Origin of the sequence: uncultured Paraglaciecola sp. (assembly GCF_937123705.1) — a bacterium.
Taxonomy (GTDB): domain Bacteria; phylum Pseudomonadota; class Gammaproteobacteria; order Enterobacterales; family Alteromonadaceae; genus Paraglaciecola.
This window is the reverse complement of record NZ_CAKZKO010000138.1, coordinates 83,273-96,328: the sequence shown is the minus strand read 5'-3', so window position 1 is coordinate 96,328 and position 13,056 is coordinate 83,273. Positions and strand designations below refer to the sequence as shown.

The 13,056-nt window shown below is 39.7% G+C and carries 7 protein-coding genes; 1 reads left to right on the top strand and 6 read right to left on the bottom strand.

The genetic code is table 11. The features are described from left to right. The first annotated feature begins 7 nt into the window (after positions 1-7). The gene (gene rplI / locus Q0688_RS17570) at positions 8-460 is read left to right on the top strand and encodes a 50S ribosomal protein L9 (RefSeq protein WP_299079948.1); all 453 of its coding nucleotides are present in this window, start codon (positions 8-10) and stop codon (positions 458-460) included. Positions 461-535: 75 nt separating this feature from the next. Here the strand turns inward: rplI and Q0688_RS17565 are convergent, their stop codons facing one another. The 6 genes from Q0688_RS17565 to Q0688_RS17540 are packed head-to-tail and all read right to left on the bottom strand — an operon-like array spanning position 536 to position 13,054. Further along, complete coding sequence (locus Q0688_RS17565) at positions 536-1,066, bottom strand: DUF5655 domain-containing protein (protein WP_299079945.1); 531 nt, start codon at positions 1,064-1,066, stop codon at positions 536-538. Between the two features lie 14 nt (positions 1,067-1,080). Beyond that, complete coding sequence (locus Q0688_RS17560) at positions 1,081-1,716, bottom strand: MOSC domain-containing protein (protein ID WP_299079941.1); 636 nt, start codon at positions 1,714-1,716, stop codon at positions 1,081-1,083. A 44-nt stretch (positions 1,717-1,760) separates the two neighbouring features. Then, the gene (locus tag Q0688_RS17555; protein WP_299079938.1) at positions 1,761-3,776 is read right to left on the bottom strand and encodes a condensation domain-containing protein; all 2,016 of its coding nucleotides are present in this window, start codon (positions 3,774-3,776) and stop codon (positions 1,761-1,763) included. 2 nt (positions 3,777-3,778) lie between these two features. Next, complete coding sequence (locus Q0688_RS17550) at positions 3,779-4,570, bottom strand: hypothetical protein (protein WP_299079935.1); 792 nt, start codon at positions 4,568-4,570, stop codon at positions 3,779-3,781. Between the two features lies 1 nt (position 4,571). Beyond that, positions 4,572-7,439, bottom strand: coding sequence for an amino acid adenylation domain-containing protein (locus tag Q0688_RS17545; protein ID WP_299079932.1), 2,868 nt, complete (start codon positions 7,437-7,439; stop codon positions 4,572-4,574). Between the two features lie 29 nt (positions 7,440-7,468). Continuing rightward, entirely contained in the window at positions 7,469-13,054 is a 5,586-nt protein-coding gene (locus Q0688_RS17540) for a non-ribosomal peptide synthetase (RefSeq protein WP_299079929.1), read from the bottom strand. Positions 13,055-13,056: the final 2 nt, after the last annotated feature.

Sequence of the window (13,056 nt, the reverse complement as noted above, 5' to 3'; positions counted from 1 at the left end):
AGCAAAGATGGATATCATACTATTAGACAAGATCGCTAACCTAGGCGGCTTGGGTGACAAAGTCACTGTAAAATCAGGTTACGCGCGTAACTTCTTGTTCCCTCAGGGTAAAGCAGTTCCCGCTACTAAAGCTAACGTTGAAAAGTTTGAAGCCCGTCGTGCAGAGTTGGAAGCAAAAATTGCTGAACAACATGCAGCGGCTCAAGCTCGTGCAGATAAAATCGCGGCATTAGGTGAAGTGACTATCGCTTCTCCAGCTGGTGATGAAGGTAAATTGTTTGGTTCTGTCGGTACTCGCGACATTGCTGCTGCAATTACTGCTGCTGGCGTTGAAGTGGTTAAATCTGAAGTTAAATTACCTACTGGTACTTTACGTGAAACAGGCGAATTCGAAATCGATTTGCAGGTTCATTCAGACGTAACAACTTCTATCAAGTTGGTTATCATTCAAGAAGCATAATAGCTACTTGATTTGAACTTCTAAAAACACCGCTAAATTAGCGGTGTTTTTTTATGTGTAGAAATTGCGGTTATTCTATTGGGCCTCTGTATATGCTTCTTTAATCCATCCAAGTAACTCATCATCAATCTGTGTTAATTCAGTAATTTGCACTCTATGAGTACACATGCTGCCAAATGGCCCTGAGGTATCAAGCCTTCCAGAGTGGGGTTTGTCATTAAATTTAAGGCCTAAATCAATACGTTTTTTAGTGGAAGGTTGAATCAGCGCAAATTGTCTTTTAACTCGCAAACTGACTGAGGATTTTTTAGGTGCAATTTCAACTTCAGTGCCAAAACTGGAAATGGCATGTATGAGTTTGTCAAAGATGGGTTTTAGGTTTTCTTTACCTGTATATTGATTAACAATGAGGTCATCTGCATCGGCCGAGCCTGCATCGGCTTCTCTAAACTTTAAGGTAATAAAATTAGCAAAACCGTGGGTAATGCCATGCTCTTTTTTGAGAAACGTCATGTACTCGCCGTGTTTGCTGAAAGGCTGTTGTGACAATAATTGTTTCCATTGGTCTAGCGTTTTACCGGTTTTCTCTAATAAATTTTGTTCCATAATTTTCTCGCTTTTTAAGCCGTTGGATATTTGTTTTGTAGTCGAGTTTTCCATTCGGGGTCAAGGCCATTGGCGTTAATAGTCTGTTTGACTAGATGTGGACTAGCTTCACCATGAATAACCTTTAGCATAGTATCTACAGTGATTTCTGGGTTGGGTCTTTGCTGTAATTGAAATGTGTTGCCTAGTTTAATGTCACCCCCATGCAATACTCGGTAATACCAGCCGTTAAGTTTATGTTGACTGATAAATTTATGTAATGCCGGTTGGCTGAATTTAGCATCAATTTTCCAGCAGGGTATACGGGGCGCGCTCACTTGCAGTATGGCGGTGCCTAAGTTGTGGATATCACCAATACATACATTATGTTCATTCATATCTGTGGCGGATAGGTTTTCGCCAATCGCTCCTGGTTTAGCTTGTCTATGCAGCAATGGATATCGTTTTATGATTTTTTCGTAGCTACTTAGTGCGTATTGATGCAAGGCTTTCTGTGGACCTCCATGAAAACGTTTGTCAGCTTGAATATCGCCTTGAATGCCTAGTTCATCAACTGATACCTTTTCCACCGATTGTTTGTAAATACCGGTTGGACTGCGCTTTTCTCCAATATGATTGAGTTTTCCTGCATATAAACCAATGATTTTCATGAATGTGCTCACTCATTTTTATAAAAGTTATGAGATTAGGAAACCTACTGGTCCCCATTCTCAAGTTGGGAAAGTAGATCGGAAATAGAACTCAGCTCGCTTTCATCTAGGCCAAAGCTATTTTGTAGGTCATTCTCAACGTTAGTAGGCTGTGTGTGCGGCGCTTTAATGATATCCCTTAGGAAATTGTCAAATATTTGTGCGAGCCTCTGTATACTTGATTGAAGGTGGATATTGTCACTATAAAACCAATCAATAATAAGTATTTCGTTCTCTATTCTGGCATTTACTTCTATAAGGTAAGCTCTTAACCCGTTTGGACTTCTGGGCTGCCCAATATTTTGTTGCATTATTTGCAGTGTTTTTTCGCCACCTAGCACATCATTAGTTTGACCTAAATAATTAAAACAAATTTCAGCGTGAGGCTGCTGTTTTATTTTAGGATCTGCAATATATTCTTTTATGATCCCATGACCAATACCTTTATTGGGAATGTCTTTTATTGTTTGTTGTATGTTTGCTAATTGCTCAGCAATATTGGCTGAGGGAACAAGTTCAAACAACACAGGGAACACGCTGGTAAACCAGCCTACCGTTCTGCTGATGTCAACGTCTTCAAACAGTTGTTCTCGGCCATGGCCTTCCATATCAATCACAATACTTTGTGACTCTGCCCATTCATTAAGAGCACAAATTAGCGCGCAAATAAGACTATCCCTAACTTCAATCTTATGGGTTTTAGGCAGATCTTTTAATAAAGCGTTACTAGTTTGCAAATCGAATGACTGATTGAATATTTGCGTTGTTTTAGCTGTATTGGTCTGTGAATCGTTGACAATGTCCCGCGGAATTTTTGCACTTTGATTGGCATCTTGCATCTGCCAATAGTTTTGCTCAGCTAGCAATGGGTTACTGCTAGCATATTGTTGTAATTTTTCAGACCAAAGTTTAAAGGAGCTAGTTTTTTCAGGCAGGTCAATTGGTTGATTATTAGCAAAATTTAGCCAGCAATGTTGTAAGTCTTCTAAAACTACCCGCCACGATTCGTTATCTATGATCAAGTGATGCGCAATTAGGGCGAGTTTATTGTCAAAACCACTGTCGGTAATAAACAGAATAACGCTGAAAAGTTGCCCACTATCCAATTGCATTGATTGGTTTACTGTTTCGATATCGTGCAGTATTTGTTGATTTTGCTGTTCTTCTGTTTTAGCGGATATATTGGCTATTTGTAGCGGTAAGATGCTGTTTAGTGGCATAAATGCTTGTTGCCATTGCCCCTCTGAGTTTTTGCTAAATGTACTGCGCAAAGCATCATGTTGAGCCAATAATTTTTGCAGGGCTCTTTCCAGTGACAAAACATCTAAGTGTTCATTTGCACTGAGTAATAGAGTTTGATTCCACTGTTGAGGATCAATTTTGATCCTCTCAAACAACCAACTTTGAATGGGGATCAGTGAAAAAGCACCTGTTGTACTACCTTTATCGTAACTATTTTTGTTAGCTGATGTGATCACTTTTGCTTGTTCAGCAATGGTGGGAAATTCAAAAAAATCCTCAGTGGCAATACGTAACCCTGCTTTGTTGATCCGTGCCAAAATACGGATGCTTAGTAACGAATCACCGCCCACTTCCAAAAAGTTATCGTTTACGCTGATCTCACCACAGCCTAACACTTCGCTCCAAATATTGGCTAAGGTTTGTTCAATGTCGTTTGACGGTGCGACAAAGTTGTCAATAAAGGGTTCTTCTTGAGATTGTTTGTGGGTTGCCACTTCTTGCCACACATATGTCGGCAGAGTTTGTCGATCAATTTTGCCACTTGTTGTGCGTGGCATATCCTCAACTATTTTAATTACTTGAGGAATACACTGTTCAGGCAAATTGGATTGGGCAAAGGTTTTGATTTGTTCGGTGCAAAGTGCGCTGTTTAATTGTTTCTTAATGCACAGCGTCAGTAGCGATTTATTGTCTTGATGCAAAGATAATAGTTGAGAGGCTAGCAGCTGCTTTTGGTTCTCAGTTAACTCTTGAACTTGTTCTAAATAGGTTTGTTTCATGACTATTTAGTGGCCTTAACAATGACCATAGAATCTGCCCACCATTGATCTTTGACTTGTTGCGGTAAATTCAAATTTGACACCATACTTAGCTCAATTGAATCGAAATGTTTGAATAATATACGCTGGTGATCACGGCTGAGCGAGTCGATTTCATTACTCAAATAGGTAAATATACCTCCTTTGTGAAGGTGATTTGCTGCGTGTTCAAAAAAATGTTCTGCAAAAGTTGTACTATTGGCAATCTGTTCGACATAGTCTGATTCTTTAAGTGGATAGGTATGAAAGAAAATGCCATTAAATTCCGCTAAATTAGGTAATACGTCTTGCCACAATCCGTGTTTGATTGAAATGTCTCGATCAGGGTATTGTTTGCGCCATTCTTCAAACCTACCAACGATTGAGTCATTGCACTCAATGATAGTGTGGGAGTCAACCCCACATTGTTGGATGAGATTTGATCCTACACCACGGCCAAAACCTATTTCTAATATGTTGCCACGTTTTGCGGTAACAACCTCGGCCATGGCTTGCATGATAGGAATTTGCCAATCTTCCATTATTTCAAAATCAGTCAATTCTGCCTGAGTTCTATCATCCATGCCCTGTACATCAGAACCTTGCACAAACTTGCTCGCTACGTCATGCATGGCATAAACGTCTCGGGCAAATTCATTCATACTACGATTCAGTAACCAATTCTTTTGATAGTCTCTGGGAGTGTTAATAAATGCTGGATCTTTTATTTGCAACGAAAGGTCAAATTCTGCCAGTCTTTTAATTCTTCGGGTCATGTTAGCTCAGTCCTTGTTTGCTTTCGCTGTGGTTGGAAATTTGGTTCAGAAGAGCTTGCGCTTGTTCTGGCTCTAACAAAGCTAATTGTCCTGCTAATGATTCTGCATCAAGCTTAATTGAGGAACTCAAAAAAACCGCGGCCTCATCAATTTCTGGATGTGAGCTCATGATATTTTCTATTTCTTCTGGCTCAATTCTAAATCCTCGGACCTTTATTTGATTATCAGCTCGACCGACAAATTCGAGATTGCCATCTGCCAAATATCGAACCAGATCTCCGGTTTTATATAAACGGATTGATTCTGATGGTCCATTTGGCATATCTATTTGCAGATTGATAAAAACCTTAGCGGATAGGTCAGGTTGTTGAAGATAACCTCTTGCTAAACATTTTCCTGCTATATATAACTCACCAGTATGGCCAATCGATACAGGTACCTTGTTTTTATCTAGGACATAAATTTGTATGTTGGCAATAGGTTTGCCAATGGGCACAGGTTGATTACTAGAGTGTTGTGTGAGGCGAGCCACTGTGGTCCACACTGCGGCTTCTGACGGCCCATATTCATTGTAAAGTTCTGCGGTGTATTCTAGACCTTGTTTAGAATCCTGCATCATTTGCTGATGTTTTCGTACCACAGAACCACGACAGCTCTCACCGGCAACTATAATCGTTTCCAAGCTAGTTAAGTTCTTTGATTCACAATGTTCAAGAATAAGTTGATATAAACTGGGAATACATAATATGTGTGTCACAGACTGGCGAGCTATTAACTGCTGTAAAGCAAACATATCCTGTTCTGCGTGTTTATTGGCGATAACCAAATTATTGCCTGTGGTTAATGTCCAGTAAATTCCGGCAATAGAGCTGTCGGTGGCAAAGGATGACAACATTAGAAATACGTTTGGCTGAGACTGATAATAAAGTGTTCTAGCAAAAGTAGAGTGGCTCAAGGCGTTGTGCTCAATCATCACTCCTTTGGGTTGTCCTGTTGAACCTGAAGTGAATATGACATAAGCCAAATCTGAAAGAACAACTGGAAGGTCAAGGTTGTGTATAGGTTGCTGTTCGATAAGTCCGATATCTTCATCGATTAATATATTATATTCAGAGCCTTCAGGGATTTTAGTCAACAATGTTTGGCAGGTGACAACATAATAATCTTGTTCAGCAACACTATCTAGAACCGATTTTATCCGCTGCGGGGGGTTATCGCTGTCTAATGGAATATATGCGGCGCCTGTTTTTAATGCTGCTAAAAAGGCGACGATAGATTCGATACTAGGTTCCAATAAAATAACAACTAAGCTTTCTCTGGATATTCCTCTAGCAACTAAATACCTAGCGAGCTGATTGGCTTTGTGATTGAGCTGCTGGTAGGTCAAATTTGTTAATGAATCTTGCTGCATATTCGAAAAAGAAACTGCTACTTTTTGTGGGGTGACTTTTGCCCATTTTTCGATTGACTGATGAACGCATTGAATAGCTGGAATGTCGACTTGTGTTTGATTCCAATCTACTAAAGTTAGTTGTTGCTCACTATTGGAAATTGCTTTATATTTCCACACATCTTCTGTCAAAGAAAGACTCATTTCACATAATAAACTGTGCAGTTGTGCTAATAGTCTATTGACTTTTTCAGTACAAATTTTGTCACTTTGATAAACAGCGATCAAGTTCAAACCATCACTTGGGTCTACTAAAATTGCCAATGGATAATGGCTAAATTCAGTGTACTCCATCTCGCTTATGTGTAATGCACCTTGAGCAGAGTTTTGGCCTTGGCTTGGTAGGTTTTCAAACACTACTATGCAATCAAATAAGGCTTTACCTGATCTATTGCCAGCCCATTTTTGAATGTCAGATAAAGCCGTTTGTTCGAACTGTCGGCAATTTGCCTGATTGGCTTGCAATTGTTTTAACCATTCATGCATAGCTAAATTAGCTGATACATTGACGCGTAAAGGCAAGGTATTGATAAGCAAACCTGCGATCTTATCTGACTCTGGAAGATTTGCAGGTCTTCCTGCCACAGTGGTGCCAAATACTACGTCATCTGTCTGACATTCATTGCCAAGTACTTTTGCCCAAGCACCAAGCACAAGAGTATTAAGTGTGACCCTGTGTTGTTTTGCGTTTTCTACTAAAGAACTAAGATTAGCGCCTGCTAATCTTAGTTCTGCAACCTGTTTGTTTTGAGTGTTTGTTGGTTTTTTATTGTGCTCTTGGGACGCGATATAAGTAGGATTTTGTAGATCCTTTAGTTGTGCAGACCAAAACTGTTTTGCTTGTTCACTATCTTGAGCGAATACCCAATCGATAAAGTTGGCATAAGGTGGTGCGTTGGTTTGCAAGTTAGCGTCTAGATTGCCTTGTTGATATAGAGTTATTGCCTCGTCGAGAAGCAGCCTTTGCGACCAACCATCGAGTAAAATATGGTGAAAACTAAATAAAAATAGAGCTTGGCCTTGGCCAATTTCAGCCACAGTAAATCGTACTAAAGGAGCCTTACTCAGTTCAAAACCTAAATCCCTGTCCCTTTGTAATACCGACTGCCATTTTGTGACTTGTTGGGTTTTGTCTAGACTACTCCAATCATACTGTTGCCAAGCTAAGGTTACTCTTTCTCTGACAATTTGTAGGGGATGCTCCCTTTTATCCCAAGTGAATAACGTCCTTAATGCGGTGTGTCTAAGGGTGATATTTTCCCAGCATTGTTGCCAAAGTTCGATACTAAATAAACCGTCAATTTTGCAGCTGAATTGTTGAAAATATACATCTGAATTGGGGCTTTCTAAACCATGATAAAGAATGCCTTCTTGCAGCGGCGATAGTTTGTAGATTGCTTCAATATTTTTTTTAATCATGTGTGCAATGTCGCATTAGTCACTGTGTATTACTCTTCGCCAAATTCAGACAAAATGTCATCAAGGTCGTCTTGTTGGATATCTGCGGCTTTAAAATCCGCTGGTGTTAAGCCCGCTTGTTCACCTGACAGGCAATAGTCAATCAAGTTTTGTAACTGCTGAATAAAATGTTCTTCAATTAATTTGATTTGAATATCTGTAATACGATTCTCATCATAGGTCCAACTGACTTGTAATTGATCTTCAAAAATCATCGCATTAAGCTCTAAAGCATAATCACCTAGGCGTTTTTCAGCATGATTTGCTGCTATAGGTTTAACAAACTTGAACTGAGAATCTCCCGCTAGAGTGCGTTCCCACTGACCCATATAATTAAAGAGTACGTTCGCCTTTGGGGTTTGACTGACGTTATCTCGTATTTGTTCGGAGGCAGATAAATATCGCAACATACCATATTCAACGCCATTTTTAGGAATGCGTCGTAAGTGTTCTTTGGTTGATTTTAGAATATCACCTAGGCTTTGTTGTGACGGAATGTCCAACAGCGCCGGATAAACACTAGTAAACCAACTAACAGTGCGGATCACATCGTAGCCTTGCATGAGCGCTTCCCGGCCGTGTCCTTCAATGTCTATTAGTATTTTTTGTTGAGGAGCAGAAGGCGCTTGTAAAAACGTCATTGTTTTTAAAAATGCAGTCATTAACACTTCAGGTAATTGAATACTGAAAACACTAGGCACTTGGTGCATTAATTTATCGGTAGAGGTTTTATCAAGGTATAAAGTGTTTTCTTTTATTACAGCCTGTGAGTCATTCTTGCTAACCTTAAAGTCAAATAATTGGCTGGCAAATATTTGCTTATTAAATGTCGTCCAATAAGACAAACTATGGTCAATATCCTTGCTATTAACATGTTCAATAAGCGCTTTCGACCACTGTTGTACAGAACAGCTTTTCGCGCTAAGTTTTGGATTGTCACCTAGTAAAATTTGTTTACAGCAGCTTTCTAAATCGTTCAACAATACCCACCATGAGACGCCATCAACAACCAAGTGATGAATGGCGATAAGCAGAATATGACGTTGGCTCTTGGCAAAGATAAGGTTTTTCGCTACAACTAGTTTGCCTTGCTGGATATCAATTTGTTGGTTGAGTAATTTTTGTTGTTTATTGATTTCTGCTGTTTCACTTTCACCCATGGCGTAAGTTTGTTCGGTAACTAAAGTCGCATTTTTATCTAGGAGCTGAATACTCTGTTTCCAGCCATTTATTGATGGGCTGAATTGGGTGCGAAGGCCGTCATGATGGGTTATTAACACTCGTAACGCTTGGTTTAATGTATGGGTATTAAATTTGCCATCATACTGCAAACAAACTGATTGATTAAAGGCATTAATTTGCACAGGATTTTGCTCAAAAAATCGATGCTGGCTAGGTAATAATGGCAGGTCACCTGTGACTAAAGATTGTTGTGCGGTAACGTGTGAAACTAGCCCCGCGACTGCCGATAATTCGCTAATGGTTGGGTAATCAAAAATTTGCTGTGGGGTAATATCAATGCCTTTTTCTCGCGCCGCAGCAACGATTTGAATGTTTACAATTGAGTCGCCACCTAGGTCAAAGAAGTTATCACTTGTACCCACTTCTTTTATGCCAAGCAGTTTGGACCATAGCGCCACCAATACTTCCTCCGTTTTAGAAACAGGGGGAATATAATCAGTAATCAATTCCCGTAAGTTATATTTGGGCTTGGGCAGAGCTTGGCGATCAACCTTGCCATTGGTATTGATCGGTAAGGCTTTCATCCATACATATTGCGGAGGCACATATTCTTTTGGAATATTGTCCAACAGATGTTTTTGTAAGGTGTTTTTCTGTATTTCTGCAGGCGCTACGTAATAGGCAATGAGGCGCTCTTCAGCACTTTTATGAGGTTTGATGTCTGCACTTTTGTAGCCTATTTCATCCAGAATTTTAGTGACTTTTGTTAAATCAATTTCGTCATCAAGCTCTGCCAACGCCGCCTTTTTTTCCTTGTGCCCTAAACGAACATCCCAACTATAAGGCAATGCATAGTTGTGATACCCCCGTTCTTTTTTGTGCACATAGATGCCAGCATCATTAATGAGGCAGTTGGTAGAACGCCCCGTATCTGAAGGTCTAATCCAAGGAGCAATATTGTTTAAATATTGGTACATTTCATCCAAAGTCACATTAGTGTAGCGGTAATAATCGAGGTATTGGATATCATTAAAAACATTGTCGTCTTCAAATATTTTTACATCTAATGTGGTGGCTATAATGTCTTCGGTGCGGTGATAGGCTTTACGGGCATCTGTTATACGTTGGTCAATTTTGTCTGCTTCAAAGCAGCCTTGCTGGAATAAATGCGCAACACGGGTTTCAAAAATTTGCCCGCGAGATAAGCCAGTACAAATTACTTTGATGCCTCGCTCTCTGGCAATGTTCATACTCATGGTGTAAATGGTTTTAAAGCAACCATTACAAACATTGCTAAAGCGAGTCAAGCTGTCGACGAAAATATCATTCATGGCAGGTGTTTCGCCAATCACTAGTTCTAGTCCTAAGCGGTCTACTAAGCGTTGTATATTGTCTTTGGCACCTTGTGAGATAAATCCGTTATCTAACGTAAACACTAATGGGGTGAGCCCCATGTCCACCAGTTTACATAAAGCGTAGGAGCTATCTTTGCCTCCACTGAGTAACATAATACTGTCTTGTTTACCTTTTGACTCAGCTTTGATTTTTCCTATCCAATTATTTAAATCGTCTAAGTTTCTGTAATACGCCTGAGCTTGTGTTTGTTCTTTTTGGTATTTTTGGCACAAACGGCAAATTTTATCTTGGTTTAAACGGGCACTAGGGTGGTTTGCTGCTAAACCACATTGCATGCAGTGCTCTACCTCGTCGCTTTCTTCGTTAAGGGATAAATGTTTAGCTAAATCAACTGTCGCATCGGTTATGCCAGGAAAAGTTAATAATGCGGCTTCAATCTCACTGGTTTCTATTCTGACCCCGTTTACCTTAACTTGTTGGTCGTTGCGTCCCACATATTCTAGCTGGCCTAGCGCATTAAAAAAGGCCAAATCACCGGTTTTGTAAAGCCTAAGTTGGGTGTTGTTTGGGTGAGATATAAACCTTTCTGCGCTAAGTTGTGGCTGATGTAAATATCCTCTGGCTAGGCCTACTCCAGATATAAACACTTCACCCACCACTCCTTGTGGTACTAGATTGAAATGTTTGTCGAAAACAAACACTGGGCAATGTTTGATTGCTTTGCCAATTGGTACGGAAGAATGTAGATCTTGTGTTAAAGAGTATTGATGTACGGTACAAGCAACTGTGGCTTCAGTGGGGCCATATTCATTATAAATTTGTATATTTGGACCTAAGTACTTTTGAATGCTTAGGGCTAATTCAGTTTTAAAATCATCACCTCCCACGATCAGTTTTTTAAGGCGTGATGTTGAAAAATCCATGACTTGAATAAGTGATAAATGCGCGGGAGTGAGTTTAATCACATCTACTCTGTTGTCTTCAATTACATTACGAATAGTGATATCGGACTGATTATTCGCCTCAGGATAAATGATTAATTTCCCACCACTGATGAGGGGCAGAAATAACGAGGTGATGGTTAGGTCAAACCCTAATGATGAAAACAACGCAAAATCTAATACCGCTGTTTGTAGATAATATTCTTTTGCCCAAGTCAGGTAATTACTAAAACCAAGATGGGTGATTTCAACCCCTTTAGGATAGCCGGTTGAGCCCGATGTATAAATGACGTAAGCCCGGTCACTTAGCTGGATCTTAGGTAAAACAATGGAGTGGCTGACATCAACAATCTTTGGCCAATCCTTGTCTATAAGCAAAGTTGGATAATGTTTAGATAACTGTTTTGGTTGGCTAGCTGACAGCCCAATTAGTAGATTGACTTTGGCATCGGCCAATATATGTTCAATACGTTTTGGCGGGTAAGTAAGATCAATGGGCAGAAAAGTGTAGCCCGCTTTTAGCGTACCCATAATCGCAATAATTGCCTCAATTGAGCGCGGTAACATAACAGCAATAATAGAGTCATCAGGCAATGATTGACTAAGTAGATATTGCGCTAATTGAGTGCTGCGTTGCTCAAGTTCGAAGTAACTTAATTGTTGGGTGTCAAATACTAGGGCTATTTCTTGCGAATGAGTTTTAAGTTGTTGGTTAAACAAGTCAATTAAGCTCAAGTCAGCGCCGCTAACTTCTTTTTTAGGAATACCGATATTTTGGCACTGCGTGCATAGAGCTGGTGCGCTAATCACCTGTTCGGTGTTATCTAAAAAGGCGTCTACCAACTGCAAAAAATGTTCACTTACCCAATTCGCTTCTGCGCCAACAAAGGTGTCTTGATTCAAGTCGAAAAATAAGGTGAATTCATCTTTCTGGTCAAAATTATGCACTTGTAACCGCAATAAGTGGTTTCTATCACCATATCCGCTATGCACCCATTCAGATTTCACCGGCAAACCATCAAAGTTACCAAAAGAAGATGGAATGTAATTAAGTAAAACATCAAATTCACGGTTCTGTGCAAAACTGTTTGCACCTGGAATAGCATTGATGAGAAGGTTTTGGTTAGCGTGAGCGACTTTTTCATACAAGCTTAAAAAGCTATCAGATTCTGAGATGGCTATTTTTAAGGGAAAAATGTTTATCAGTAATCCAGCTGTTTTTTTGTGTTCGGTCGTCGAGCGTGAATGACTTGGTGTGCCAATGGAAAGATAATCATTACCCGTCACTCGGTATAAATAGGCATACAATAAAGTGGCAAACAATTGCATGTGGGATAAATCAGCAGAAAATGACCTGAAGGTATCGTGTGTGGCAAGTTCTCGAAAGCGTTGTGAACGAAGAACGCCAAAATCGCATTGATGGCGCGATGTTTTAGCCGTTTTAGTATTTTGTGAGTTCCGATAAAAAGAAGAGGCGGTAAAAGGAATGCTTTGTTGTTCTTGCCAATATTTTTCTGCTCGTAGAAATGGTTTACTGCCTTGTCTTTGGGTTTCCCAGCTTAGGTAACTATTGTAAGAGGGTAATGGTTGAATTACATCAGTTTGCTGGTTCTTTATTAATCCATAACAGGATTGTAAATATTGGAAAATCACCCCAGTTGACCATGCGTCAGTGAGCAAGTGATGTTGATTGAAATACCAGCAGTATTTTTCTTCGGCGAGTTTGATTAATGCTGAATCAAAAGAGCATTGCTCTAAGTTAAATTTAATTTGTTTGTGATCGTCAATCCAACTTTGTAACTTTGCTGTTGAGTTATTGGTGTTGCTAAAATCAAGTAAAGGTAATGAGTAGACGAAGTTTTTCAAAACACTTTGATGCTGACTAGTTTTGTTTTCAGAGCGTGTAAATACCGTGCGTAAAGCGTCGCAGTTTTTAACCAGTAAATTAAAGGCATCATTAAAACAGTCAGTATCCAAATATCCTTCAATTTCAAACACTACTACCATGTTATAAAGCGGGTCGTTAGGTTGCAGTTGTTGTCCAGCCAAGATCAACTGTTGACTTTGGCTTAATGAGGATCGTGTTGTACCACTCATAG

Bases quoted from the DNA above. Each gene is read 5' to 3' on its own strand.
- rplI (WP_299079948.1), top strand. From the start codon at position 8: ATGGATATCATACTATTAGACAAGATCGCTAACCTAGGCGGCTTGGGT.
- Q0688_RS17565 (WP_299079945.1), bottom strand. From the start codon at position 1,066: ATGGAACAAAATTTATTAGAGAAAACCGGTAAAACGCTAGACCAATGG.
- Q0688_RS17560 (WP_299079941.1), bottom strand. From the start codon at position 1,716: ATGAAAATCATTGGTTTATATGCAGGAAAACTCAATCATATTGGAGAA.
- Q0688_RS17555 (WP_299079938.1), bottom strand. From the start codon at position 3,776: ATGAAACAAACCTATTTAGAACAAGTTCAAGAGTTAACTGAGAACCAA.
- Q0688_RS17550 (WP_299079935.1), bottom strand. From the start codon at position 4,570: ATGACCCGAAGAATTAAAAGACTGGCAGAATTTGACCTTTCGTTGCAA.
- Q0688_RS17545 (WP_299079932.1), bottom strand. From the start codon at position 7,439: ATGATTAAAAAAAATATTGAAGCAATCTACAAACTATCGCCGCTGCAA.
- Q0688_RS17540 (WP_299079929.1), bottom strand. From the start codon at position 13,054: ATGAGTGGTACAACACGATCCTCATTAAGCCAAAGTCAACAGTTGATC.